The following is a 24,548-nucleotide window of genomic DNA, read 5'->3' as shown; positions in this document are numbered from 1 at the left end:
CGGGTCAGAACGGCAGTTTGGCTTCTGGCGCAAGCTTGCCCAATTCGCGGCGGAAGTCGGCCTGGATGCGTTGCAGGGCTTCGGCGTTCTCGGCTTCAAAGCGCAGCACCACGACGGGCGTGGTGTTCGACGGGCGGGCCAAGCCAAAGCCGTCGGCGTATTCGGCGCGCACACCGTCGATGGTGATGACACGCTTGGCGTCGGCGAACTGACCCTGTTCCTGCAAGGCCTTCACCAGCGTGAACGGCTGGCCTTCTTCCATTTCCAGCTTCAGTTCGGGCGTGGAAACGTCTTGCGGCAAGGCTTCCAGGGGCGCGCAGGCATCGGCTTCGCGCGACACGATTTCCAGCAAACGCGCGCCGGTGTACAGGCCATCGTCAAAGCCGTACCAGCGTTCCTTGAAGAAAATGTGGCCGCTCATTTCGCCGGCCAGGGGCGCGCCGGTTTCGGCCAGCTTGGCCTTGACCAGCGAATGGCCGGTTTTCCACATCAGCGGCACACCGCCCGCGGCTTGCACGGACAGGCCCACGTGGCGGCTGCACTTGACGTCGTAGATGATGGTGGCGCCGGGGTTGCGGTCCAGCACATCGCGCGCGAACAGCACCAGTTGGCGGTCCGGCCAGATGATCTGGCCCGATTTCGTGACCACGCCCAGGCGGTCGCCGTCGCCGTCGAACGCCAGGCCCAGTTCGCAGTCGGTCTCGGCCACGCACTTGATGAGGTCTTGCAGGTTCTTGGGTTCGGCGGGGTCGGGGTGATGGTTGGGGAAGGTGCCGTCCACCTCGCAGAACAGTTCGGTGACTTCGCAGCCCAGCGCGCGGAACAGTTGCGGGGCCACCGCGCCGGCCACGCCGTTGCCGCAGTCGATCGCGATTTTCATGGGGCGGGCCAGCTTCACGCCGGAGGCCACGCGCGCGATGTAGGCGGCGACCAGATCCAGTTGGCGGCGCACGCCGGGGCGTTCGGCCGGGGCCGGGCTCGCGCCGTTCATGGCGGCGCCCAAGGCCAGCACGTCTTCGCCATACAGGGCGCGGCCGCCCATCATCATCTTGAAGCCGTTGTACTTGGGCGGGTTGTGGCTGCCGGTGATGGCCACGCCGGACCCGGTCTGCATGATGTTCGCGGCAAAGTACACCAGCGGCGTCGGGACCATGCCCACATCCAGCGTGTCTACCCCGCCTTCCTGCATGCCTTCCTGCAAGGCGTCGGACAGCATTTCGCTGCTTAGGCGGCCGTCACGGCCCACCACCAGGGTCTGCACGCCTTCGTCACGCGCGCGCGCGGCTAGCGCCACGCCCAAGGCGCGCGCAAATGTCGCGTCGATCAGGTCCGGCACCGTGCCGCGAATGTCATAAGCCTTGAAGACAGAAGCGGGAAATTGCGTGTTGTTGTTACCCACGACGATTCCTTGAGTAGGGAGTTGCAGCGCCAGTTTTGATGGGGCTAATGGTAAACCCGCATATCAAAACCCGCCCGGGTTAAGCATCAAAAGTGAATTATCCCCCATTGGCGCATGGCCCTCATCCGACGGGAGCAGTAGGACGTCTTAGGGGTGGCGCCCGCCCTGGATTGGTGCGTAGCACGTGGCATGTCGCCTTGATCCGGTGCGCGTCGAAAGGGGGGACGGGGCCGCTCCGGGGGCCGCGCGCATGGCACACAATTTGCTCGTCATCCGAAGGTGATACGCTTGCGCTGCAAGCAGAATGACAGGAGGGGCCATGGGTGCCAAAGTTTCCACTGTGATGTCATCGGGGCGCGCCACCAGCCGGCGCGGTCCTCCCACGGACTACGCCGGTCCGGGCGCCGGCCAGGAACGCCGGCTTGATATCCATGTGTTCGTATCCGAGACGGGCGAAATGGTCGCTGGCCGCGCGTGGGAACGCTGCGTCTGGCGCGAGGCCCGTGTGCTGATCGCCGAATGTCCCGCTCCCCATCTGCCGGCTTCCATCGAGGCCGCCTTGCGTGGCGTCGCCACCGAGGTCGCACGCGACCGTGGCTGGCAAGGTACCGGGGCCGTGGCCTTCTCCCTGGACGACCGCAGCGGCGTATTCCGCGTGATCAGCGCCGACGTGCAGCCGCATGCCGGCGCCATCGCGGCCAGCCCCGACGCCCTGGGCGCGCACGCCCTGGAAATGCGTATCGACGGCTGCGTCGATCGCCGCCTGCCTTGCACCCGGTTGCTGGTGTACGGCGCCACGCGCGGCGAGGCTCTGCGCCGTGCCTACCGCGCGCTGTCCGAAATGCCCGGCCCGGCTGGAATCGACCGCGCTTTCCTGATGAACCGCATCGCCTCCCGCGCGTATTGCTCGGGCCTGACCGGCACCCGGCTCGACCAGGCCGTCGGCTAGCGCGGCGCTTTCAGCCCGCGCGGTTCCACCCCTACAATAGCCCGCACATCCCTATCCCCAGCCTGGGCGCGTCCCAGGCCATTTCTGTGCGGCGGCTATGACATTGCTGAGCGATCTACAGTCCCTCCTGGGCTTTTCCCATGTGCTGACCGGCGAGGACGCCGCGTCTTATGTGCTGGACTGGCGCCGCCGTTACCGTGGGGCGGCGCTGGCGGTGATAAGGCCGGGTTCCACGCAGGAAGTGGCCGACGCCGTGAAGCTCTGCCTGCACCATGGCGTGCCGGTGGTGCCGCAAGGCGGCAACACGGGTCTGTGCGGTGGCGCCACGCCCGACGACACCGGCCGCGCCGTGGTGCTGTCCACGGCCCGCCTGACCGCGGTGCGCAACCTGGACACCGACAACGACACCATCACCGTGGAAGCGGGCTGCATCCTGCAAGCGGTGCAAGAAGCCGCCGCGGGCGCCAACCGCCTGTTCCCCTTGAGCCTGGCCGCCGAAGGCAGTTGCACCATTGGCGGCAACCTGGCTACCAATGCCGGCGGCACGCAGGTGCTGCGCTACGGCAACACGCGCGACCTGACGCTGGGCCTGGAAGTGGTGACGGCCGAAGGCGAGATCTGGGACGGGCTGCGCGGCCTGCGCAAGGACAACACCGGCTACGATCTGCGCGACCTGTACATCGGCAGCGAAGGCACGCTGGGCATCATCACCGCCGCCACCCTGAAACTGTTTCCCCGCCCGGTCGCTTCCTGCACCGCGTTGCTGACGCTGGACACCATCGATCAGGCCGTGGAAGTGCTGTCGCGCGCACGGGCCGGCTTCGGCGCGGCGCTGACGGGCTTCGAACTCATGAGCAACGCCTGCCTGCAAGGGGTGGTGCGCCTGTTCCCGCAACAGCGCCTGCCTTTCGAGGGCGACTCCGCCGAATCCCCCTGGTTCGCGCTGCTGGAACTGTCCGATAGCGAAAGCGAGGCGCACGCGCGTGACCGCTTCGAAGCCGTGCTGGGCGAGGCCATCGACGCTGGCCTGATCCATGACGCCGCCATTGCCGCCAATGTGTCGCAGAGCAAGGCGCTGTGGCATCTGCGCGAAAGCATTCCGCTGGCCGAAGCCGAGCTGGGCAAGTCGGTCAAGCACGACGTGTCCATTCCCATTTCGTCCATCGCCGGCTTCGTGCACAAGACCAATGCCTTGTTGCAGGCGCGCTTTCCGGGCGTGCGCCATGTCATCTTCGGCCACCTGGGCGATGGCAACCTGCATTACAACGTGGCCAACGCGCCCGGCCAGACCGAAGCCGAACTGCTGGCGCTGCAAGGCGAGATCTATGGCGTGGTGCATGACAGCGTGCATGCTCACCAGGGTTCCATCAGTGCCGAGCACGGGGTGGGGCAGCTCAAGCGAGACGAGTTGCCGCGCTACAAAAGCCCGGTTGAATTGGCGCTGATGCGCCGGATCAAGCGCGCGCTGGACCCTCAAGGGCTGATGAACCCAGGCAAGGTGCTGCAAGCGTAGCGCGCGCTGGCGCCGCACTTGCGTTCAATCCACACGGAGCGTCAACCATGGCAGTCAGCCCCGCGGCGGGTGCGAATTACCGGGTGCTGATTGTCGAAGACGATCACATCATTGCCGGCAACCTGTATTCCTTCCTGGAAGTTCGCGGGTTCCTGCCCGACGTCGCTTACTCCGGCCACGCCGCGCTTGAGAGCGTCAAGGCGCAGCGCTTCGATGCTTTGATCCTGGACATCGGCTTGCCGGGCATGGATGGCAATGCCGTGCTGCATGCGCTGCGCAACGACATGCGCGCGGATGTGCCGGTACTGATGCTGACCGCGCGCGACAGCCTGGAGGACAAGCTCACGGGCTTCTCGCATGGTGCCGACGACTACCTGACCAAGCCCTTTGCCCTGCTCGAAGTCGAGGCCCGGTTGCTGGCGCTGATTCAGCGCGCCAAGGGGGCAACGGTGGATGCGGTGCGTGTGTTCGGCCCGCTGCAATACGACACGCGCAGCCGTGGCGTGTTGGTCAACGGCCAGCCCGTGCACTTGACGCGCAAGGCAAGCCTGATCATGGACGCGCTGATGCGCGACCCGGGCCGAGTCGTGGCCCGCGAAGAACTGGAGTCGCTGCTGTGGGGCAACGAGCCGCCGTCGTCCGACGCACTGCGCAGCCAGGTGCATCTGCTGCGCCGCGCCTTGGCGGATGCTGGTTTCGATGGCATTGAAACCCTGCACGGCACCGGCTGGCGCCTGACGCTTAACGGGGCCGCCGCATGACGCGCGCGGCGGGCGGCACCCTGACCCAGCGGGTCGTGTGGGCGCTGACCGGAACGGTGGCGCTGTTCGTGACCGCGCTGGCCCTGCTGGCTTACCTGACGTTTGACCAGATGGAAGATGACCTGGTCAACGACATCCTCAACACCGAAATGGATCGGCTGGTGCAACACGCGCGCGCCAGCGACGAGTTCATGCCGCGTCAGGGCGTGCGCGAACTGGGTGGCTCGATGCGCGCGTGGATGAGTGTGGACGGGCAACGTCCCGCCGGCATTCCCGACGAGGTCCTGGGGCTGGACAACGGCTTGCACCTGATCGAGCCGGGCGCGTACACCTGGCACGTCATGGTGGCCGATACCGGTCGCGGCAAGGTGTATTTGCTGTACGACGCCACCGATAACGAAGAGCGGGTCCACGACTTTGGCCTGATCGTGCTGGGCGTGGGCGCCATCTGCGTGTTGGGCGCCTACGCCTTGTCGCGGCGCGTGGCGGCGGTGGCGGTGGGGCCCTTGCTGGACTTGACCGACCGGCTGGCAACCTGGGCTCCGGGGGCGCCTGACCTGGCCGTCATCCGCGACGACGAGGCCGGCCGCCTGATCGAAGCCTTCAACCGTGTGCAGAACCAGGTGGATCGGTCCATCGCGCGTGAACGCGAGTTTGCGGGCAACCTCAGCCACGAAATCCGCACACCGCTGGCCGCCATTCGCTCCGACAGCGAATTGATGCTGCTTACCCAATCCTTGACGCCCGACCAGCACCAGCGCCTGACGCGCGTGGTGGATAACGTGGACGACGTGATCGTTTGCCTGGAGAGTGCGCGCGCGATGGCGCGCGACCAGTTGTTGCCCCCCGCGCCGGTGGATATCGGCGTCTGCATGGATGATGCCTGGCGTGGCTATGAAGCCCAGGCCGGGCAGGCGGATCTGCGCTTCGACAATCAGATCGGCCCGGGCCATGTACTGACCCTGGACCGCTACGCGCTCTTGACCGTGCTGCGCAACCTGGTGCGCAATGCGGTCGAGCACGCCGCCCCGGCCACGCTTACCGTGAAGTTTCACGCGCCCGGCGTGCTTGAGTTGCGCGACGACGGCAAGGGCATTGCGGCGGACGACCTGCCGTTTCTGTTCCGCCGTTACTACAGCGGCCGCATGCGAGACTCGGGTGCCGCCGAGCAGCATGAGGCGGCGCGCGGCCTGGGCCTGGCGATCGCCAAGCGCGTTTGCGACATGCAGGGCTGGCTACTGACGGTGGAGTCTTCTCAAGAACCCGCGTCGCGGGGGACGCGGTTCCTGTTGCGCTTTGACGCCTATTCCGTCGCGGCGGAGCCAAACGGGGCGACGCGGATTTGACGAATTTTCGACCTTCGGCCGGCTAACCTCTGCGCTTGCTCCCGAACCGCTCGTCGTCGACGTTTCCCATGCCATCCCCTTTGTTGCCCGCGGCGCGCGCGCCCACGCTTGCCTGGTATTCATGCAGCCAACTCATTGGCGTGACCGTGGCGTTGGCTGCCGTCTCATGGTGGGCCAATGCGTCGGGTCTGGACCTGCGCATCGCGCAGGCGCTGTTCAACCCGGCGCTGGACGACTTTCCCTTGCGCGCGAACCGCTTGCTGGAATTGCTGGGCCATCGCCTCGTGCTGGTGCTGCCCATCGGCGTGGCCTTGGGCGCGGCGGGAGTGGTGGCTGCCAGTTTCCGTGTGCCGTCATGGCGCAGGTGGCGCGGGCCGGCATTGGCGTTGGCGGCGACCTGCCTTGTCGGTCAGTTGTTGGTGAATCAGATCAAGCACTACACGACCTTGCCGCGCCCTTACGACCTGGCCACGCTGGGGGGCTATACACCCTACCCGAAGCACTGGTGGACCTGGGTGCGCGCACAAGCCGGGGGAGCCCTGCCGAGCGGGCATGCGGGCGCGGGCTATTCGATGCTGACGCTTTACTTTGCCGGCTGGGCGCTGAACCGGCCGTCGTGGCGCTGGTGGGGCCTGGGGGTGGGTATGTCGGCTGGGGTCCTGTTTTCGGTGGTGCGCATCCTGCAAGGCGCGCATTTCCTGAGTCAGACGCTGTGGTCCGCCACGTTGCTGTGGTTTCTTGCAGCACTGTGTTTTCTTCCGGTCATCGTGGGGCGGGCCGGTGCGAACGGCCCATCCCCGTCGACGTCCGCTCAGTTAAGCAGCACGCCAGGCAGCCACAGAGAAAACGCCGGCACGTAAGTCACCAGCGCCAGCGCGGCCAGCAGCGCCCCGTAGAACGGCCATATCGTGCGCATCACCGTCCCCACCGATACCCCGCCGATGGCGCACCCCACGAACTGGGTGGTGCCCACGGGTGGCGTGTTCAATCCCAGCGCGCAGTTCAGCAGAATCACGATGCCGAACTGCACCGGGCCCATTCCATACTGCATGCAGATCGGCAGGAAGATCGGCGTGCAGATGAGGATGGTGGCGGCCATGTCCAGAAAGGTGCCCAGCACGAACAGGATGATGTTCACCATCAGGAAGATGGCCCACGGGCTGGTCGAGATCGAGGCCATCAGTTGGCCCGTTTTCTCGGCCACGCCGTAGAAGCTGATCAGATAGCCGAAGGTGGCCGAAATGCCGATCAGCAGCAACACCACGCCCGTCGTCTTGACCGCCTTGCTGGCGGCGCGCACGAACTGGTCCCAGGTCAGCGAGCGGTAGACGAATATCGTCAGCGCCAGTGCATACAGCACGGCCACTGCCGCCGATTCCGTTGCCGTGAACACGCCGCTAAGAATCCCGGTGATGATCAGCACCACCACGAACAGGCCCGGCGCGGCCGCCGCCAGCGAACGCGCCACGATGCGCCAACCGGGGAAGGTGCCCGCCGGATAGCCTCGGCTGCGCGCCACGAAATACGCGGCGGCCAGGTTGCACAGCGTCAGGATCAGCGCCGGCACCACGCCGGCCGCGATCAACGCGGCAATGGACACTTTGCCGCCCGCCGCCAAGGTGTAGATGATGATGTTGTGGCTGGTCGGCATCAGCGCGCCCACCAGCGCCGCGTGCGTGGTGACGTTCACGGCGTAGTCCGCGTGATAGCCCTCGCGCTTCATCATCGGAATCATCACCGAGCCCATGGCCGACACGTCCGCCACCGGCGAACCGGACACACCGCCGAACAGCGTGCAGGCCACCACGTTGGACATGCCCAACCCGCCGCGCACGTGGCCCACCAGCGACTTCGCGAAATTCACGATGCGCTCGGCGATGCCGCCATACAGCATCAGTTCGCCCGTGAAGATGAAGAAGGGAATGGCCAGGAACGAAAACGCATTCATGCCCGAGGTCATCTGCTGGAACGCCACCGCCAGCGGCAGGTCCTCGACCATGATCGCGGTGAGGGACGACAAGCCGATGGCAAAGGCCACCGGCACGCCGATCACCAGGAAGCCCATGAACGTAAACGAAAGCAGTGTCAGCGCCATGCTGGTACCACCTTATGGTTGCGCAGGATGGCGATGATGTGCTCCAGCGAAAAGAGCGCGATCAAGGTGCCCGACAGGGTTGCGGGGATGTACTTCCAGGCGTTCGAGATACCCAGGTTGGGAATCTTGTAGGCGTGCACCGATTCCGCCAGCACGCCGCAGTTCCAGGCCATCAACACGCCGAACAGCAGCACCAGCAGGTGGATGACAATGCGCAGGTGCCGTTGTCCGCGCGCCGGCAGCGCGTCCAGCAGGGACTCGAAGCCGATATGCCCCGCGTCGCGCACGCCCACGGCCGCGCCCAGCATGGTGACGTACAGCACCAGCAGCAACGACAGGCTTTCGGCCCAGGTTGGCGTGCTGTTGAGCACGTGGCGGCCGAAGATCTGCAAGCTGACTGCGATGATCAGGCAGACCAGCCCGAACACGCTGGTCCACATGCACGCCCGCGCCAGCATGGCGCAGCCGCGCGTGTAGGCGTCCAGCGGGCCGGCCAGGGCTTGCGCCCGGCCTTCTCCCTTTACGTGGGTGTCATTCGTGGATGTGGCCAACATGGCGCCCTCACTGAACAGCCTGGATCTTCGCGACCAGGTCTTTCATTTCGGGCGTGGTCACGAAGCGGTCGTACACCGGCTTCATCGCGCCCTGGAACGACGCCTTGTCCACCGCCACGATCTCCGAGCCCGCCTTCTCGACCACGGCGCGCGACTTCTGTTCACGCTCGTCCCACAGCTTGCGCATGAACGGCACTGATTCGCGTGCGGCCTCGCGCAGGATCTTTTGATCCTCGGGCGCAAGCTTGTCCCATTGGCGCTTGGAGAAAATCAGGATCTCCGGCGTCATGGTGTGCTCGGTCATGGAGTAGAACTTGGCAACCTCGTAGTGATGCGCGCTTTCGTAGCTGGGGAAGTTGTTTTCGGCCGCGTCCACCAGCCCGGTCTTCAACGACGTATAGACCTCGCCCATGGGCATGGGCGTGGCGTTGCCGCCCATGGCCTCGACCATGGCGACGGACAGGTCCGACTGCTGCACGCGAATCTTCATGCCCTTGGCGTCGGCCAGTGTCTTGACGGGCTTGTTGCGCGTGTACATGGACCGCGAACCGCTGTCGTACCAGGCCAGGCCAACAAAGCCGGCAGCCTCGCAAGAGCGCAGGATCTGGTCGCCGATCTCGCTATCCAGCACCTTGTGCAGATGTTCTTTCGAGCGGAACAGGAACGGCAGCGACGGCACCCGCGTGGTCTGGCAGATGTTGTGCATGGCGGCGCTGGACACGCGCGCCATGGCCAGGGCGCCCAGTTTTACCTGTTCGATCGAATCGTCTTCATTGCCCAGCGAGCCACCGGCGTAGACCTTGACGGTGATGCGGCCGTTGGTGCGTTGCTTGACCAGTTCGCCGAACTGGCGCACGGCTTGCACGGTGGGATAGTCGTCGGGGTGAATGTCGGCGGATCGCAGCTCGGCCGCGTTGGCAAGGGGGACCAGCGTCAGCAAGGCAACCGCCGCCAAAATGGCGCGGGTCAGGGTGGGGCGCAGCATGTCTACCTCCGGTTGGAGTACGGCGTTTCGTTATGGGCCAGGACGGCCTCGAAGCTCTTCGTGTACAGACCTACGTTGCGTGGGGCGCGGCAATGCCACCCCGGTCGGGTGCTAACCGGCGCTGGCGGTTTCCTCCAGGCCCCGCGCGCCGGGACGCAGGGCGAACAACGCGCCGTCCAAGGCGCCGGGGGCGGCGTCGGCGGGGCGTATCGACGTGATGAAAAGCGTGTCCATGCCCGCGCCGCCGAAGGCGCACATGGCGACCTTGCGGGCGGGAACGACGTAGGTCTGGTCCAGCCGGCCGTCGGGCGTGTAGCGATAGACGCGGCCCGCGTCGTTGCCGCAGATCCAGTAGCCGCCGTCGGCATCAACGGCGGCGCCATCGGGGCGGCCGGCGGGCAGGGCAGGGATGAAGGGGCGGCGATTGTGCGGTGTGCCGCTGTCCACGTCGTAATCAAACGCCCAGACCATGGCGCGCGACGGGTGGGAATCGGACAGGTACATCGTCTTGCCATCCGGGCTGAAGGCCAGGCCGTTGGGCACGATCAGGTCGTCCAGCAGCACCGACAGGCCGTCGGCATCAAAGCGATACAGGCAGCCGGCCGCCTGTGCCCGGCCCATGTCCATCACCATCGTGCCCGCCAGGAAGCGGCCTTGGCGGTCGCAGCGGCCGTCGTTGAAGCGCATGTCGGCAGCCGCGTGCGTGACGCCGGCCAGCAGGCGAGGCCGGCATGGCGTGTCGGGCAGCAGCGCGTCGCATGCGTACACGCCGTCCTCCATCGCCAGCAACCAGCCCGCGCCGCGCATGGCGATGCAGCCGGCCATTTGGGGCAGTGACCAGAGCGCGAATTCGCCACTGGCGGGCGACCAGCGCCACAGCGTTTTATTCGGGATGTCGGTCCAGGTGAACGTCTGGTCGCTGGCGCGCCATACCGGGCTTTCTCCGACGCCGCACAACATGTCTCCAACGCGTTCGACGGTTGTGGGCATGGCGGCGCCTACTTGGTGGTGTTGGCGGGAAAGGGAAAGGGCCCTGCCTTGACGAACGCGCCACCCTGGTAACGGGCGGCGGGGTCATCGGCGGGCAGCGGCGGCTGCGCTTCCACTTGCGCGCGAAAGCGCTCTGAAGAATCCTTGGGCACAAAGCCCAGCACCTTCGCGGCGTCGTCGCGCCACCAGCTATCGCGGTTGGCGGACGCGCCATACACGATCAGGTGCCCGACGTCGGGGGTGAACAGCGCGCGCGTGACCAGGTCGGTCAGGTCGTCATAGCTAAGCCAGGTGACCAGCATGCGGCGGTCCTTGGGCGCTGGAAACGACGAGCCGATGCGCAGGCACACGGTTTCGATGCCGTAGCGGTCGAAGTAAAAGCGCGACAGGTGTTCGCCGTAGGCTTTGGACAGGCCGTAGTAGCCGTCGGGGCGCAATGGCACGTCGGCATCCAATTGCTGGCCCTGTTCGTAAAAGCCGATGACGTGGTTGGAGCTGGCGAACACCACGCGCCGCACTCCATGCACACGGGCGGCCTCGTAGAGGTTGTAGACGCCCTGTATGTTGGCGGGCAGGATGTCTTCGAATGGGCGTTCGACCGACACGCCGCCCAGGTGCACGATGGCGTCCACGCCCTGCACCAGCGATGACACGGCGGCGGCGTCGGCCAGATCGCATGGCACGGCTTCTTCGCCTTCACCCGTGGGCGCCAAGGGCGCCACGTCGGAAACACGCAGTACGTTGGCGTGGGCTTTGAGTCGGGGACGCAGCACTTGTCCCAGGCCGCCGGCGGCGCCGGTCAGTAGTAGACGCTGGCAGCGGGGGGGCGCTGGCGGCGGGTTGACGGTTCTGCTCATGTCGCAACGCTCGGTGAAAGGTGCGGAGTGGGAACGTATCTGGTACGTTGTCGTACAACGTGCGCAAAGTATAATTAGCCCCAAATTTCAGCGTCAAGCTTTTGTACTCATTTTCGGATTAACCCTGATGAACGCTCCAGTCGCTACTCCCGTCTTGCCGCAGCGTCGTCCCCGGAACTTGGCTCAAGGCTTGGTCGAGAGCATCTCCGAACGCATCCGCAGCGGCGAAATCCGCCCTGGCGACAAGCTACCCACCGAGTCCGAGATCATGCGTCAGTTTGGCGTCAGCCGAACCGTCGTGCGCGAGGCGCTGTCGCGCTTGCAGGCATCGGGCCTGGTCGAAACGCATCACGGCGTGGGCACCTATGCGCTGGAACCCAGCGGCAGTGTCGACTTCCGCGTGGACCCCGCCGACATCGCCACGGTGCGCGACGTGCTGGTGCTGCTTGAGCTGCGTATCTGCCTGGAAAGCGAGGCCGCGGGCTTGGCCGCCATTCGGCGCAGCGACGTGCAGTTGCAGGAAATGCGACGCGCGCTGGACCTGTTCAAAAGCGCATTGGACGTGGGCGGCGACACCATCACGCCCGACTTCCAGTTTCATCTATTGGTGGCGCAGTCGACCGACAACCGCTATTTCGCGGACCTGATGTCGCACCTGGGGTCGGCGATCATTCCGCGTACCCGCATCAATTCCGCCAAGTTCGCGCACGAAGATCGCGCGGCCTATTTGGCGCGCGTGAATCTGGAACACGAAGACATCTACAGCGCGATCATGCGCCAGGACGCCGAAGCCGCGCGCGCCGCCATGCGCACGCACCTGAGCAACAGCCGCGAACGGCTGCGCCGCGCGCAATAACCCGACAGGCCGGCTTGGCTTGCGTGTTATTGAAATACGATGTCGTACAACGTTTGAGTCACTGCGATCGCGCCGCGTCGAATGAGAAACCGCGTTAATCTTTGCCCGGTTTCATTTTCGAACGACGAGGCGGCATGGTTTTGCTTGGCATGGACAGCGGCATTCTTTTATCAGTAGCGGCAATCGCGCTTCACCGCTTGCGGAGGGCCGCCGCATGCGTCGCCTGACACTACGATTCATCCTCGCCGTCCTGGTGCTGCTGACGCTGTCGCGGCTGGGGCTGGCTTTCTGGATGTGGGACCGCGTGCAAGCGGCCGGCGGCTTGTGGCCGCTGCTGCTGGGCGGACTGCGCATCGACGTCTGCCTCTTGTCCATGGTGATCGCGCTGCCCGCGGTGTTCTCGCCCTGGTTCGGGCATCGGCCCTTGGCCGCGCGCATCACGGCGTGGTGGTTCCGCGTGTGGTGGATGCTGTATGTGCTGCTGGAAGTGTCCACGCCGCAATTCATCGCCGAATACGACACGCGGCCGAACCGGCTGTACTTCATCTATCTGCTCAATCCCAAGGAAGTGGGATCGATGCTGTGGCAGGGCTACAAGGGCGTGCTGCTGGCCGCGTTCGTGGTGCTGGTGGTGGCGGCCTGGCTGGCGTTCAAACTGTTTCCGACGCGGTCGCGTGATGAGTTCATGGCCTGGTGGAAACGGCCGATTGCGTCTTTCGTGATCTTGGCGCTGGTGGTGCTGGGCGCGCGCGGCACGCTGGAACATCGCCCCATCAATCCGGCCAAGGTGGCCTTCAGTTCTGACTCCATGGTCAATGCGCTGGCGCTGAACTCGCTGTACAGCGTGTTCGATGCGGCCTATCGCATGCGCGATGAGCGCTCGTCAGCGGCAATGTATCCGAAGATGCCGGTGGACCGCATGAACGCCATCGTCCGCGAAAAGGCGGGCCTGACCGGCGCGCCGCTGGATGCGCGCTACCCCAGCCTGCACGAACAGAAGGCCACCGTGCGGCGCGACAAGCCGCTGAACGTGGTGATCATCTTGCAGGAAAGCCTGGGCGCGCAGTACGTGGGCAGCTTGGGTGGACGCGATCTCACACCCAACATCGACCGCCTGTCCAAGGACGGCTGGATGTTCCACCGCGCCTACGCCACCGGCACGCGCTCGGTGCGCGGTATTGAAGCGGTGACGGCGGGGTTCCTGCCCAGCGTGGCCGACGCGGTGGTCAAGCTGCCGCGCTCGCAGACCGGCTTTTTCACCCTGGCGCAGGTGCTGGGCAAGCATGGCTACCACTCGCGCTTCGTGTATGGCGGCGAGTCGCACTTCGACAATATGCGCGCGTTCTTCCTGGGCAACGGCTTTGACGAAGTGATCGACCGGCCCAAGTTCGTGAACCCGGTGTTTGAAGGCTCTTGGGGTGCGTCCGACGAAGACATGTTCAATCAGGTTGACCGCCTGCTGCGCGCCGACGGCGACAAGCCGGTCTTCACGCTGGCGTTTTCCGTGTCGAACCATTCGCCGTGGGAATACCCGGAAGGCCGCATCAAGCCGGTGGGCGACCCCGCCACCGTGGACAACACGGTGCGCTACGCCGATTGGGCGTTGGGGCAGTTTTTCGACAAGGCAAAGCAGGCGCCGTACTGGAACAACACCGTGTTCCTGGTGATCGCGGATCACGATTCGCGTGTGTATGGGTCCATACCCGTACCGGTGCGTCACTTCCAGATCCCCGCGCTGTTCCTGGGGGCTGGCATTACCCCGCGACAGGACGAGCGCTTGGTGAGCCAGATCGACATGGCGCCGACGCTGCTGTCGCTGATCGGCCTGGACAACGTGAACCCGATGCTGGGCGCCGACCTGACGCAACGCGACCCGAACCGCGCGATGATGCAGTACGCGGACAACTTCGGGTATTTGCAAGGCGACAAGCTGCTGGTGCTGGAACCCGCGAAGGAACCCCGCGAATTCCGATATGAAGCAGCGCCGGTCGGGAAAAATGAAACGTATGCGCCTGTGCAGCCGGCAGACCCGGCGTTGACGGAAGAAGCGCTGGCGCATGCGCTGTGGGCAAGCTGGGCGTATCGGGAAGAAAAGTATCGGTTGCCGTGATGGGTTTCTAGCGCCGTGATGAAGTCGTGGTCACGTAGGATGGGTGAAGTGCGAGAAGCTTATACCCAAGAACTCCATTTCCGATCGCACGTAACCCATCACCCCGGCAAGCGAAAAATCTATCCTGTACGCAGTCATGATGGGTTGCGCGCGGCGAATGCCGGGGTTCTTCTCCCAGGCTTGCCGCGCTCCACCCATCCTACGATTTAGCGCGCTTCACCCATCCTACGATTTAGCGCGCTTCACCCATCCTCCAACGATTTGCCGCGCTCCACCCATCCTACAGTTTGGCGGGTAGCACTACGCCGGAGGATTCGCCGAAACCGATTTTCGGGTAGCCCGCTTTCTCGCATGCGGCGCGCATGATGATCTGGTCGCCATCTTGCAGGAAGGTACGCTTTTCGCCCCAGGGCAGATCAATCGGGGTCTTGCCGCCATTGCTCAATTCCAGCAAGGAGCCCGCTTCCGAGGGCTGCGGGCCGGACAGCGTGCCCGTGCCCAGCATGTCGCCCGGTTGCAGGTTGCAGCCGTTCACCGTGTGGTGCGCAATCAGTTGCGCCACGTTCCAGTAAGCGTCGCGGAAGTTGCTGCGCGACAGGGTCACCGGCGGCTGCTTGGCATCGCGCGACTGCGCGGTGGTCATCAGCACTTCCAGTTGCACGTCGTAGGCGCCCTTGGCGCGGTTCGCGTCGGAGGCCAGGTACGGCATCGGCTGCGGTTCGGACGGGCCGCGGTTGTACTGCGTGCGGAACGGCTCCAGCGCTTCCATGGTCACGATCCACGGCGAGATCGTCGACGCAAAGTTCTTCGACAGGAAAGGTCCCAGCGGCTGGTATTCCCAGGCCTGGATGTCGCGTGCCGACCAGTCGTTCAGGATGCACAGGCCAAACACGTGGCCGTCGGCGTCGGCCAGGTTGATGCGATCGCCCTGGGCGTTGCCGGTGCCCACGAAGATGCCCAGTTCCAATTCGTAATCCAAGCGGGCGCACGGGCCGAACTGCGGCGCGTCGCCTTCGTTGGCGGGACGGGTCTGGCCCACGGGGCGCGGAAACTTCTGGTCCACGCCGATGCTGGACGCACGGCCGTGGTAGCCGATGGGCACCCACTTGTAGTTCGGCAGCAAGGGGTTGTCCGGGCGGAACTGTTTGCCAATGGCGGTGGCGTGGTGCACCGAGATGTAGAAGTCGGTGTAGTCGCCGATACGCGCGGGCGTGGTGTGCTCAGCGTCGGCTTGCGCAACCAGCAGCGGCTCGACCACGTTGCGCAACGCGGCGCCTTCGCGCAGCGCGCGCGACAAGGCCAGGCGCAGGGCGCTCCAGTGGGCCTGGCCCAAGGCCATCAACGCATTCAGGCTGTCGCTGGCGCAAGCGGCCAAGGCTTCGGCGGCCTGGCCTTCAAACGGCTTAGCCGCCGCCAGTGCGGCCAGGTCCAGGATCTGGTCACCAATGGCCACGCCGGGGCGAAACGATTCGTTCGAGCCTTTGCGGCGGAAAGCGCCGTAGGGCAGGTTTTGCACCGGGAAGTCCGACGTGCCGGTGTTGGCGCTGGCAATCCAGCTTTTCAAGGACGGGTCGTGGGTTTCGTTTATCGAGGTGGTCATGGCTGCGTGTCTCGTTAATGTGTGTGTTGGGGGCGGCTAGCCGCAGGAATGCCAAATTGTGTGCGCTAAACATTGAACGCCAAATGTCGAACGCCAAACGGCGATGCGTTTGCGCGCATCGCCGTGAACGTGGGTCAGCGAGGAACCGCCGTCACGCCTTGTTGGGATCGAAGTGCTTCACGATGCCCTGCCAGCACCGGTAGTAATCGCCTTGCAGGTCTTTGGAAGCCAGCGCCTGCGCGGTCGGACGGATCACCCGGCGCGTTTCAAACATGAACGCCATCGTATCGCGGATGTAGTGGGCGCTGTGCGTGTCGGCGTGCGAGGCCTTTTCGAACGTCTCGGCGTCGGGGCCGTGGCCGCTCATGCAATTGTGCAGGCTGGCGCCGCCGGGCGCGAAGCCATCGGCCTTGGCGTCGTACACGCCCTGGATCAGGCCCATGAATTCGCTGGCGACGTTGCGATGGAACCAGGGCGGACGGAAGGTGTCTTCCATGGCCAGGATGCGCGGCGGGAAAATCGCGAAGTCCATGTTGGCCGTGCCCGGGGTGTCCGACGGCGCCGTCAGCACGGTAAAGATCGACGGGTCCGGATGGTCGAAGCTGATCGAGCCGATGGTGTTGAAGTGTCGCAGGTCGTACTTGTAGGGCGCGTGCGTGCCGTGCCAGGCCACGACGTCCAGCGGCGAGTGGTCGATGGACGCGCGCCAGAAGCCGCCGGTGAACTTCGCGATCAATTCAAAGTCGCCTTCGACGTCTTCGTACCAGGCCACCGGCGTCTTGAAGTCGCGGGCGTTGGCCAGGCAGTTTGATCCGATGGGACCCAGTTCGGGCAGGCGCAGCGCCGCGCCGAAGTTCTCCAGCATGTAGCCGCGCGCTTCGCCGTCCAGCAGTTCGACGCGAAAGCGCACGCCGCGCGGAATCACGGCAATTTCCAAGGGCTCAAGATCAATCAAGCCCAGTTCGGTGGCCAGGCGCAGCCGGCCTTGTTGCGGCACCAGCAGCAGTTCACCGTCAGCGTTGTAGAAGTAGCGGCCCTGCATCGAGCGGTTGGCGGCGTACAGGTGGATGGCGACGCCGCCCTGTTCGTCGGGGCCGCCATTGCCGCCCCAGGTCTTCACGCCTTCCAGGAAGTCGGTAGGGGCGGCGGGAATCGGCAGCGGGTTCCAACGCAGTTGGTTCGGCGTGACCGGGCCGTGGCCGAACGTGCTTTCCCAGCCCGCAGCGCCGTCAAACGCTTCAAACGGCTTGTGCTGCGCGCCCGGGCGGATGCGGTACAGCCAGGAACGCCGGTTCTCGTTGCGGGGGGCGGTGAAAGCGGTGCCGGAAAGCTGTTCGGCATACAGGCCATAGGGGCACTGCTGGGGCGAATTGCGGCCCACGGGCAGGGCGCCGGGCAGTGCCTCGGTGGCACAGTCGTTGCCGAAACCGGTCAGATATTGCAGTTCCATGGAATCCTCCTGGGTGGCGGCGCGGTGCGTGGCCGCGCGGTCGGTATGGGGCCGTCTGTAAAAACAGCGGCGATGCGTCATTGTCGGAAAAAAACACCACTACGGCTACGGGAATGTAAAAATACAGACTATAAATTTTGTGAATAGTAGGAGGCGGCAATGGCCGAACTGCGCGACGTCGATTTGAATCTGCTGATCTTGTTCCAGCACTTGCTGGAAGACCGCAACCTGTCGGCCGTGGCGCGCCGCATGGGCCTGACGCAACCCGCTGTCAGCAACGCGCTGCGCCGCCTGCGCGAGGCCTTTGGCGATGAGCTGTTCGTGCGGACGGGGCAGGGCATGCTGCCCACGCCCCGAGCGCAGCGGTTGGCCGGCCCCGTCAGCGAAGCGCTGACCGTGCTGACGCAGGCGCTGCAAGACCAGGACGTGTTCGACGCCACGACCAGCAACCGACGCTTTCGCGTGGCGATGACGGACGTGGGTGAAATCCACTTCATGCCGCGCTTGATGGAGGTGTGCGTGCAGGTGGCGCCGCACGTGCGGATTGATTCAGTGCGGGTGCAGGGGCCGGACTTGCCGCGCGAGATGGAGTCGGGCCGGGTCGACCTGGCGATCGGCGCGTTCGACGAGATGGGCGCGGGCACGATGCAGCGCATGCTGTTTCGCCAGGGCTACGCAACCTTGTTCCGGCAGGCGCATCCCACGGCGCATGCCGGCATGGGCATCAAGGCGTTTCGCGCGGAGCGCCATTTGATCGTGTCGCGCGCCGCGCCCTACGGGCAGGTGAATCAGTCAATGGAGCGCGCGGGGGTGGTGCTGGCGGAACATTTCAGCGTGCCGCACTTTTCGGCCGTGCCGTATATCGTGAGCGCAACGGATCTGCTGGCCACTGTGCCGGAAAAGCTGGCCGCCAGCGCCGCCCCGCCGTTCGGCTTGCGCTTCATGACGCCACCGGTGAGGGTGCCCGCGCTACAGACGAACCTGTATTGGCAACGCCGGGTTGATCGGGACAGCGGCAATCAATGGCTGCGCGGGTTGATTGTGAATACGTTTGGGGTGGGGGGGTGAATGCTTGATGGTCGCGGGATGGGTGAAGCGCGAAGAATCGGTAAAAAGAAAACCGATGTGGAACGCGCGTAACCCATCATGCAGCGCTTGCGTTATGGCTGAATCTTCCCGGAATTCACCGCTGCTTGATGGGTTGCGCGCGTTCGATGTTTTCGTTCTTCTTTATTTTTTATCGCGCTTCACCCATCCTACATCCCACCACTGACTCTCGGGCTTGCTGCAATGCTTCGCGCAACAGGGCCATGTCGCCCAGATGGTTGGCCAGCAGCAGGATCAGCGCGGCGTTCAGCTCGTGGCTTTGCTCGTTCGTCAGGTCGCGATGGGTTTCGATCAGCGCCTCGTAGAAATCGTCGGGCGAACTCAGGTTGGTGTCGGTTATCAGCATGATGGGATGACCTCTGGAATCAGGCGTGGCCCGTGGCCCGCTTGACCGCGGCGGCAACCGCGTCGGCATTGAAGGCGCGCCAGCGCGCGGCGATGTGCTGGTCGGGGCGAATCAGGTAGGTGGTGCCGGGCTGCGCGTCGTAGCGCTTGGCCAGGCAGCCTTCGCGGTCGGCCACCACCGGCAGATCCGCCGACAATCCCGCCACATCGCATTGCGGGTCGACCACCAGCACCGCCTTGACCGGCACCGGGGCCATGCGCAGCGCCTGCAAGGCCGACTGCGTGTCACGGTCGGGCAGGGTATTGCCGCAGAACACGGCCAGCACGAAGCTGCCGTCCAGTTGCGCCATCCACCAGTCGTCTTCGCCATTCACCGACACCGGCGCATCCAGCGCGACCGCGCCGGGCGCCATGCGGCCGGTAAAGGCGTCGGCATCCGGTGTGTTCAACGGCGACCCAATGTAGGTGGCCGGCAGCGACAAGCGGCCGCTGTTGACCAGCGACCGTGCAAACGAATGCGTCTTGGCCAGGTTCAATACGGCGTTGCGAAAGCTCCGGCTGATATCGCTCTTGGGCGTGATGAAGTCCGTGGCCCGCGAGGAATTCAGGATGTTCTCGTCGGCCGCGTACTCGCGCTCGGCGCTGTAGCTGTCGATCAGCGTCTCGGGCGCCAGGCCCGCAAGCACCAGCTTCAGTTTCCAGGCCAGGTTCTCGGCGTCTTGCACGCCGCTGTTGGCGCCACGCGCACCAAACGGCGAGACGCGGTGCGCAGAGTCGCCCGCGAACACCACGCGGCCGTGGCGGAACTTGTCCATGCGCTCGCACGCAAAGGTGTAGACGCTGACCCATTCCAGGTCGAATTGCGCGTCGGGGCCGAGCAGCGCGCGGATGCGCGGCAGCACATTTTCAGGCTTGACGGCTTCGATGGGGTCGGCATTCCAGCCAAGCTGGAAGTCGATGCGCCAGACGTTGTCCGGCTGCCGATGCAACAGCACGGACTGGTTGGGATGAAAGGGCGGATCGAACCAGAACCAGCGCTCGGTCGGGAAGTCGGCCTTCATCTTCACGTCGGCAATCAGGAATCGGTCGCGGAAGATGCGGCCATGGCTTTCCTGGCCGATCAGCTTGCGCACCGGCGAGCGCGCGCCGTCGCAGGCAACGAGCCAGTCGGCGTGCAGCGTGTAGGGGCCTTCGGGTGTTTCGATGGTGAGGTCCACGCCCGCATCGGTCTGCGCCACTCCCGCGACCTTGTTTTTCCAGCGCAGGTCGATATTGGGTTCCTGGCGCGCCTGCTCGTACAGATAGCCTTCGGCGTAGTACTGCTGCAGGTTGATGAAGGCGGGGCGGCGGTGGCCGGGTTCGGGCAGCAGGTCAAAGCGCCACACTTCCTGTTCACGGAAGAACACCTTGCCCACGTTCCACGACACGCCTTTGTCGATCATGCGTTGGCCGACGCCCAGGCGGTCCCAGATTTCCAGCGTGCGCTTGGAAAAGCAGATGGCGCGTGAACCGGTGGACAAGCGGTAATCGTCGTCCAGCACCACCACGCGCACGCCTTGGCGGGCAAGGTCCAGCGCGGTGGTCAGGCCGACCGGGCCGGCGCCCACCACCACGACCTGATGCCGCGCCGCGCCCTGGGCGCTTTGGTCGGCGTGTTTTTCATAGGCGAACTCCATCGCCTGAAAGTCGATGTCTCCCACGGCTGTCTCCTGTGTGGGTCATTTTGTTTTTATGTGCGAAGCCGCGCGCCGTCTGGCGACGCGCGGTTCGGTTCTTGCATATTCAGTCACTTGGCCGCAGGCAGTAGCCCCAGCGGCCCAGCGGGGTCAGCCTTCCAGCTGCGCCCACATTTCCAGATCGCGCTTGTCGGTCCAGATGCGCGGATGCGTGTGGCCCGAGGCCTCGTCAAAGGCGCGCGACACGTCAAACGGCATGCAGTGGTCGAAGATGACCCAGTCGCTGTAGCGCGGCTTCATGAAGTCGTAGACCTCGCGGTAGATCGTCTTCAGGTCCTTGCCTTCGGCCACGCCACGGTTCACGGCGCCGTACAAGTCGGTCAGGAAAGCGCGGGTACCGGCCAGGCCTTGGCGCACTTCGGTGGCGTCCTTCAAGGCGGGGCCACGTCCGGGCACCATCTTTTCGGCTTCAAAGCCCGACAGCGCGTCCAGCGTGCTGGGCCAGTCGCGGAAGTAGGCGTCGCCGCAGTACGGGGTGGACTGGTATTCGACCAGGTCGCCCGCGAACAGGATTTTCTGCTCGGGCAGCCAGGCGATGGTGTCGCCCTTGGTGTGGCCACGGCCCACTTGCAGCAGCTTGACTTCCAGGTTGCCCAGGTTGACGGTCATTTCGCCCTTGAACGTCATCGTCGGCCAGACCAGGCCCGGCGGAATCGATTCGGCGTTGCGGAACAGGCGGGGGAAGCGACCGATTTCGCTGGCCTTGTCCTGCTCGCCGCGCTCGACGATCAGGTCGTAGGTGTCGCGGCTGGCCAGGATTTCCTGGGCGTTGTAGGCGGAAGCACCAAACACGCGCACGGCGTGGTAGTGCGACAGCAGGATGTACTTGATGGGCTTGTCCGTCACTTCGCGGATGCGGCGGATGACGTCTTGGGCCATGACCGGGGTGGCTTGGGTGTCGATCACCATGACGGCCTCGTCGCCGATGATCACGCCCGTGTTGGGGTCGCCTTCGGCCGTGTAGGCATAGGCGTTGTCGGACAGTTTTTCGAACGAGACGACCTTGTCGTCCATATCGGCGTGCGAGGCGAATTGCTTGCTCATGGAGGCTCCTTCCACTGTTATAGGAATAGGTGTGTGGAAGGAATATAGCGTGGCGTTAGTGTTTGTGCAACACGTTCGCTATAAACAAATGGTGCCGCTTTTACAGGGATTTCCCCAGTAATTTCAGGATGTTGCGCCTAGTTCCGCTGGCATTTCGGGCAGTAATAAGTGGCGCGCTGCCCTTGGACGAAGCGCCGGATGGGGGTCTCGCAAACCCGGCACGGCAGGCCTTCGCGCTCATAGACGGCGGCATGGATCTCGAAGTACGCCCCGGGTTCGCCCGTGGCGCCGACATAGTCCCGCAGCGTGCTGCCGCCGGAAGTCAGCGCGTCGGCCAGGGTGGCGCGCACCATGTCGGCCAGCCGTTCGCAACGCGCCGGCGACAGTTTATTGGCGGGGGTCTTGGGGTTGATGCGCGCGCGGAACAGGCTTTCGGATGCGTAGATATTGCCCACGCCCACCACCGCCATGCCCGCCAGCAGCACCTGCTTGATGGCGGCGCCGTGGTTCTTGAAGTGGCGATGCAGCCAGGCGCCGTCAAAGCGCGGGTCGAAGGGCTCGATGCCCAGCTTGGCCAGCAAGGGGTGGGCATCGATGGGGCCGTCGGCATCGGCATGCCACAGCACCGCCCCGAAACGCCTGGGGTCATGCAGGCGCAGCACGGCGTCGTCGAAAATCCATTCGACATGATCGTGCTTGCGCAGGAATTCCCCCGGCGCCACGCTGCGCAATGAGCCCGACATGCCTAGATGCACAATCTGCGTGCCGTGCTCGAACCGCAGCAGCAGATATTTGCCTCGGCGGGCGCATTCCAATACGGCGCGGCCACCGATCAGCGCCGGCAGGTCCGAGGGAATCGGCCAGCGCATGCGGGGTTCGTGGATGACCAGGCGCTTGAGCGTCCGGCCGGTGATGACGGCGTCGATTCCTCGGCGCGTAGTTTCGACTTCAGGCAGTTCCGGCATGAGCCAGTGTAAGATCATCAATTGCGTGTACGAAGATTGTGCCATCAACCGGACGGGCCGCGTGAAGTCGTCTTTTAAACAAATGAATATCGGGATCGCCGTGTTGGCGCTTGCGCTGGCAACAGGTTTTTCGCTGCCGGCCCAGGCGGCCGACAGCCGGACGCGAGATGCAACCGGGCCACGCATGGCCCCGCAGAACCGTCAGCCTGAAACCGAAGTGATCCGTCTGCGGCCGGGCCAACTGCCCTATGTTTCGCTGACCGGCGACATCTTCTATCGCGTCCTCGCGTCAGAGATCGCTGCCCAGCGTGGCATGTACGGCACAGCGGCGACCACCATGGTGGGCTTGGCCCGCGACACCGGCGACCCGCGCCTGGCGCGGCGCGGATTGGAATTCCAGTTGGCGGGCGGCAACCTGCCCGGCGCGCTGGAAGCGGCCCGGGTCTGGGCGCGCCTGTCTCCCAACGATGTCGAAGCCAGTTCCACCGAGCTGGCGCTTGCCGCCGCCAATGGGCAGACCAAGGGCCTGGCCCAGGCGCTGCGCAACCGCATCGACGCTTCGCGCGACAAGCCGGCCGCCATCGGCCAGGCGCTGGCCGTGCTCAGCCGCCTGAACGACCGCCGCCTGGCGCTGCGCATTCTTGACGAATCCCTGAGCGACAGCGTGCGCAAGCTGCCCGCCGCTCATCTGGCCTTGGCCGACGTGGCGTCCGCCGCGGGCGATTACGAACGCGCCGCGCAAGAATCCCGCGCGGCGCTGGCCGCCGATCCCAAATCCGAACCGGCCGCCCAGCGCGTGCTGGAATACGGGTTCAGGGTGGACCCGCAGCGCGCCCAGGCCGACGCCCGTGCCTATATCAACCGCAATCCCGGCGCCCGCAAGGTTCGTCTGATGCTGGCCGGCCAGTTGGCCGACAGCGGCGACTACAACGGGGCGTTGGCCGAACTGCAAGCCATGTCGCGCCGGTCGCCGGAAGACTTCGATCTGCTCTTCATGCAGGCGCAACTGGCCTACAAGGCCGGCCAACTGCCGCAGGCCAAAAACCTGCTTCAGCAATATCTGGACGTGCAGCACCAGCGCCAGCGCGCTACGGTGCCGGGCGCGACCGACGCCGGCGCGGCCGCCGCCGATGCGCATGTGCTGCTGTCGCGCATTGCCGAAGACCAGGGCAATTACGACGAAGCCATCAACGAACTGGGTCGCATCGACGACCCGACGCTGCGCTATTCCGTGCGCATGCGCCAGGCGGCGCTACGCGCCAAGAGTGGCCGCGTCGACGACGCGCTGGCCATGATTGACGCGGCCGGCCCGCAAGACGAAGAGGAACGCACGCTGGGCGTGTTGACGAAGGCGCAGATCCTGCGCGACGCCAACCGCGTGCCCCAGGCGATCAGCACGCTGGAAGCCGCCGACGAAGCCCTGCCCGACACCGTTGAAATCAAGTACGAACTGGCGATGCTGTACGAGCGCCAGAACCGGCTGGACGAGCTGGAACGCAAGCTGCGCCAGGTCATCGCGCTGGACCCTGACCATGCCCACGCCTACAACGCGTTGGGTTATACGCTGGCTGACCACAACAAGCGCCTGCCCGAAGCGTTGGACCTGATCACCCAGGCGCTTGAACTGTCGCCCAACGATCCGTTCATTCTGGACAGCATGGGTTGGGTCAAGTACCGCATGGGCGAATCCGAGTCCGCGGCGGAATACCTGCGCCGCGCCTACAGCGTGCGTCCGGAAGCCGACATCGCCGCTCACCTGGCCGAAGTGCTGTGGAGCCAGGGCAAGCGCGATCAGGCCACGGAACTGCTGCGCGCCGCGCTGATGAAAGACCCCAAGAACAAGACCGTGCAGGACGTGGTCAAGCGCTTGGGAGTCAACCTGTGAC

21 protein-coding genes are annotated in these 24,548 nt (G+C 65.0%); 9 read left to right on the top strand and 12 right to left on the bottom strand.

All coding sequences use genetic code 11. From position 1 onward, the window contains the following. Positions 1–4 precede the first annotated feature (4 nt). Entirely contained in the window at positions 5–1,399 is a 1,395-nt protein-coding gene (locus M2361_RS15295; protein WP_259250295.1) for a phosphomannomutase/phosphoglucomutase, read from the bottom strand. A gap of 319 nt (positions 1,400–1,718) precedes the next feature. On the opposite strand from M2361_RS15295, the gene M2361_RS15290 reads away from it, so the two are divergent. The 5 genes from M2361_RS15290 to M2361_RS15270 all read left to right on the top strand — a co-directional run bounded on the left by M2361_RS15290 (position 1,719) and on the right by M2361_RS15270 (position 6,828). After that, on the top strand, positions 1,719–2,348 hold the full coding sequence (locus M2361_RS15290) for a BPTD_3102 family carboxylase-like protein (protein ID WP_404976378.1): 630 nt from the start codon (positions 1,719–1,721) through the stop codon (positions 2,346–2,348). A gap of 97 nt (positions 2,349–2,445) precedes the next feature. Continuing rightward, complete coding sequence (locus M2361_RS15285) at positions 2,446–3,861, top strand: FAD-binding oxidoreductase (protein ID WP_259250293.1); 1,416 nt, start codon at positions 2,446–2,448, stop codon at positions 3,859–3,861. A 47-nt stretch (positions 3,862–3,908) separates the two neighbouring features. Then, positions 3,909–4,622, top strand: a complete 714-nt coding sequence (locus tag M2361_RS15280) for a response regulator transcription factor (protein ID WP_259250292.1) — start codon at positions 3,909–3,911, stop codon at positions 4,620–4,622. Further along, positions 4,619–5,968 carry a HAMP domain-containing sensor histidine kinase gene (locus M2361_RS15275; RefSeq protein ID WP_259250289.1) on the top strand — a complete coding sequence of 450 codons (1,350 nt, stop codon included), beginning with the start codon at positions 4,619–4,621 and terminating at the stop codon, positions 5,966–5,968. The genes M2361_RS15280 and M2361_RS15275 overlap by 4 nt, the downstream gene beginning before the upstream one ends. Before the next feature lie 68 nt (positions 5,969–6,036). After that, positions 6,037–6,828, top strand: coding sequence for a phosphatase PAP2 family protein (locus tag M2361_RS15270; RefSeq protein WP_259250288.1), 792 nt, complete (start codon positions 6,037–6,039; stop codon positions 6,826–6,828). Here the strand turns inward: M2361_RS15270 and M2361_RS15265 are convergent. The 5 genes from M2361_RS15265 to M2361_RS15245 form a co-directional block, all read right to left on the bottom strand. After that, on the bottom strand, positions 6,780–8,063 hold the full coding sequence (locus tag M2361_RS15265) for a TRAP transporter large permease (RefSeq protein WP_259250286.1): 1,284 nt from the start codon (positions 8,061–8,063) through the stop codon (positions 6,780–6,782). The genes M2361_RS15270 and M2361_RS15265 overlap by 49 nt on opposite strands. Then, positions 8,054–8,617, bottom strand: coding sequence for a TRAP transporter small permease (locus M2361_RS15260; RefSeq protein ID WP_259250283.1), 564 nt, complete (start codon positions 8,615–8,617; stop codon positions 8,054–8,056). The genes M2361_RS15265 and M2361_RS15260 overlap by 10 nt, the downstream gene beginning before the upstream one ends. A gap of 7 nt (positions 8,618–8,624) precedes the next feature. Then, the gene (locus M2361_RS15255; protein WP_259250282.1) at positions 8,625–9,602 is read right to left on the bottom strand and encodes a TRAP transporter substrate-binding protein; all 978 of its coding nucleotides are present in this window, start codon (positions 9,600–9,602) and stop codon (positions 8,625–8,627) included. Between the two features lie 111 nt (positions 9,603–9,713). Further along, positions 9,714–10,592 carry an SMP-30/gluconolactonase/LRE family protein gene (locus tag M2361_RS15250; RefSeq protein ID WP_259250280.1) on the bottom strand — a complete coding sequence of 293 codons (879 nt, stop codon included), beginning with the start codon at positions 10,590–10,592 and terminating at the stop codon, positions 9,714–9,716. Between the two features lie 8 nt (positions 10,593–10,600). After that, entirely contained in the window at positions 10,601–11,449 is an 849-nt protein-coding gene (locus M2361_RS15245; protein WP_259250278.1) for an NAD(P)-dependent oxidoreductase, read from the bottom strand. 127 nt (positions 11,450–11,576) lie between these two features. On the opposite strand from M2361_RS15245, the gene M2361_RS15240 reads away from it, so the two are divergent. Together M2361_RS15240 and M2361_RS15235 are read left to right on the top strand one after the other, a co-directional pair. Further along, on the top strand, positions 11,577–12,305 hold the full coding sequence (locus tag M2361_RS15240; protein WP_100854449.1) for a FadR/GntR family transcriptional regulator: 729 nt from the start codon (positions 11,577–11,579) through the stop codon (positions 12,303–12,305). Positions 12,306–12,519: 214 nt separating this feature from the next. After that, the gene (locus M2361_RS15235) at positions 12,520–14,415 is read left to right on the top strand and encodes an LTA synthase family protein (RefSeq protein ID WP_259250276.1); all 1,896 of its coding nucleotides are present in this window, start codon (positions 12,520–12,522) and stop codon (positions 14,413–14,415) included. A 280-nt stretch (positions 14,416–14,695) separates the two neighbouring features. Here the strand turns inward: M2361_RS15235 and fahA are convergent, their stop codons facing one another. Together fahA and hmgA are read right to left on the bottom strand one after the other, a co-directional pair. Continuing rightward, positions 14,696–16,015 carry a fumarylacetoacetase gene (gene fahA / locus M2361_RS15230; RefSeq protein WP_100854452.1) on the bottom strand — a complete coding sequence of 440 codons (1,320 nt, stop codon included), beginning with the start codon at positions 16,013–16,015 and terminating at the stop codon, positions 14,696–14,698. Between the two features lie 151 nt (positions 16,016–16,166). Beyond that, the gene (gene hmgA, locus M2361_RS15225) at positions 16,167–17,465 is read right to left on the bottom strand and encodes a homogentisate 1,2-dioxygenase (protein ID WP_259250274.1); all 1,299 of its coding nucleotides are present in this window, start codon (positions 17,463–17,465) and stop codon (positions 16,167–16,169) included. A 159-nt stretch (positions 17,466–17,624) separates the two neighbouring features. Here hmgA and M2361_RS15220 point away from each other — a divergent pair, with 159 nt between their 5' ends. Then, positions 17,625–18,533 (top strand): LysR family transcriptional regulator, encoded by a 909-nt coding sequence (locus tag M2361_RS15220; RefSeq protein WP_259250272.1) that lies wholly within the window; start codon positions 17,625–17,627, stop codon positions 18,531–18,533. Between the two features lie 169 nt (positions 18,534–18,702). Here the strand turns inward: M2361_RS15220 and M2361_RS15215 are convergent, their stop codons facing one another. From M2361_RS15215 to mutM, 4 genes are all read right to left on the bottom strand, one after another. Continuing rightward, the gene (locus M2361_RS15215; protein WP_167400973.1) at positions 18,703–18,918 is read right to left on the bottom strand and encodes a DUF2783 domain-containing protein; all 216 of its coding nucleotides are present in this window, start codon (positions 18,916–18,918) and stop codon (positions 18,703–18,705) included. A 19-nt stretch (positions 18,919–18,937) separates the two neighbouring features. Next, on the bottom strand, positions 18,938–20,617 hold the full coding sequence (locus M2361_RS15210; protein ID WP_259250269.1) for an FAD-dependent oxidoreductase: 1,680 nt from the start codon (positions 20,615–20,617) through the stop codon (positions 18,938–18,940). Positions 20,618–20,743: 126 nt separating this feature from the next. Continuing rightward, positions 20,744–21,697 carry an MBL fold metallo-hydrolase gene (locus M2361_RS15205; RefSeq protein ID WP_100854456.1) on the bottom strand — a complete coding sequence of 318 codons (954 nt, stop codon included), beginning with the start codon at positions 21,695–21,697 and terminating at the stop codon, positions 20,744–20,746. 137 nt (positions 21,698–21,834) lie between these two features. After that, the gene (gene mutM, locus M2361_RS15200; protein ID WP_259250266.1) at positions 21,835–22,662 is read right to left on the bottom strand and encodes a bifunctional DNA-formamidopyrimidine glycosylase/DNA-(apurinic or apyrimidinic site) lyase; all 828 of its coding nucleotides are present in this window, start codon (positions 22,660–22,662) and stop codon (positions 21,835–21,837) included. Between mutM and M2361_RS15195 the strand changes: the two genes are divergently transcribed. After that, positions 22,661–24,547 carry a lipopolysaccharide assembly protein LapB gene (locus tag M2361_RS15195; RefSeq protein ID WP_259250264.1) on the top strand — a complete coding sequence of 629 codons (1,887 nt, stop codon included), beginning with the start codon at positions 22,661–22,663 and terminating at the stop codon, positions 24,545–24,547. The two genes, mutM and M2361_RS15195, sit on opposite strands and share 2 nt — an antisense overlap. The last annotated feature ends 1 nt before the right edge of the window (position 24,548 follow it).

The sequence above is a fragment of the Achromobacter sp. JUb104 genome (genome assembly GCF_024806975.1).
Taxonomy (GTDB): Bacteria; Pseudomonadota; Gammaproteobacteria; order Burkholderiales; family Burkholderiaceae_B; genus Achromobacter; species Achromobacter spanius.
Note: the sequence above shows the minus strand (reverse complement) of the source record. Positions and strands in the feature narration are given on the sequence as shown.

Bases quoted from the DNA above. Each gene is read 5' to 3' on its own strand.
- M2361_RS15260 (WP_259250283.1), bottom strand. From the start codon at position 8,617: ATGTTGGCCACATCCACGAATGACACCCACGTAAAGGGAGAAGGCCGG.
- M2361_RS15215 (WP_167400973.1), bottom strand. From the start codon at position 18,918: ATGCTGATAACCGACACCAACCTGAGTTCGCCCGACGATTTCTACGAG.
- M2361_RS15240 (WP_100854449.1), top strand. From the start codon at position 11,577: ATGAACGCTCCAGTCGCTACTCCCGTCTTGCCGCAGCGTCGTCCCCGG.
- M2361_RS15270 (WP_259250288.1), top strand. From the start codon at position 6,037: ATGCCATCCCCTTTGTTGCCCGCGGCGCGCGCGCCCACGCTTGCCTGG.
- M2361_RS15235 (WP_259250276.1), top strand. From the start codon at position 12,520: ATGCGTCGCCTGACACTACGATTCATCCTCGCCGTCCTGGTGCTGCTG.
- M2361_RS15265 (WP_259250286.1), bottom strand. From the start codon at position 8,063: ATGGCGCTGACACTGCTTTCGTTTACGTTCATGGGCTTCCTGGTGATC.
- M2361_RS15220 (WP_259250272.1), top strand. From the start codon at position 17,625: ATGGCCGAACTGCGCGACGTCGATTTGAATCTGCTGATCTTGTTCCAG.
- M2361_RS15255 (WP_259250282.1), bottom strand. From the start codon at position 9,602: ATGCTGCGCCCCACCCTGACCCGCGCCATTTTGGCGGCGGTTGCCTTG.
- M2361_RS15285 (WP_259250293.1), top strand. From the start codon at position 2,446: ATGACATTGCTGAGCGATCTACAGTCCCTCCTGGGCTTTTCCCATGTG.
- M2361_RS15275 (WP_259250289.1), top strand. From the start codon at position 4,619: ATGACGCGCGCGGCGGGCGGCACCCTGACCCAGCGGGTCGTGTGGGCG.
- M2361_RS15290 (WP_404976378.1), top strand. From the start codon at position 1,719: ATGGGTGCCAAAGTTTCCACTGTGATGTCATCGGGGCGCGCCACCAGC.
- mutM (WP_259250266.1), bottom strand. From the start codon at position 22,662: ATGCCGGAACTGCCTGAAGTCGAAACTACGCGCCGAGGAATCGACGCC.
- M2361_RS15280 (WP_259250292.1), top strand. From the start codon at position 3,909: ATGGCAGTCAGCCCCGCGGCGGGTGCGAATTACCGGGTGCTGATTGTC.
- M2361_RS15245 (WP_259250278.1), bottom strand. From the start codon at position 11,449: ATGAGCAGAACCGTCAACCCGCCGCCAGCGCCCCCCCGCTGCCAGCGT.
- M2361_RS15205 (WP_100854456.1), bottom strand. From the start codon at position 21,697: ATGAGCAAGCAATTCGCCTCGCACGCCGATATGGACGACAAGGTCGTC.
- M2361_RS15195 (WP_259250264.1), top strand. From the start codon at position 22,661: ATGAGCCAGTGTAAGATCATCAATTGCGTGTACGAAGATTGTGCCATC.
- M2361_RS15250 (WP_259250280.1), bottom strand. From the start codon at position 10,592: ATGCCCACAACCGTCGAACGCGTTGGAGACATGTTGTGCGGCGTCGGA.
- fahA (WP_100854452.1), bottom strand. From the start codon at position 16,015: ATGACCACCTCGATAAACGAAACCCACGACCCGTCCTTGAAAAGCTGG.
- hmgA (WP_259250274.1), bottom strand. From the start codon at position 17,465: ATGGAACTGCAATATCTGACCGGTTTCGGCAACGACTGTGCCACCGAG.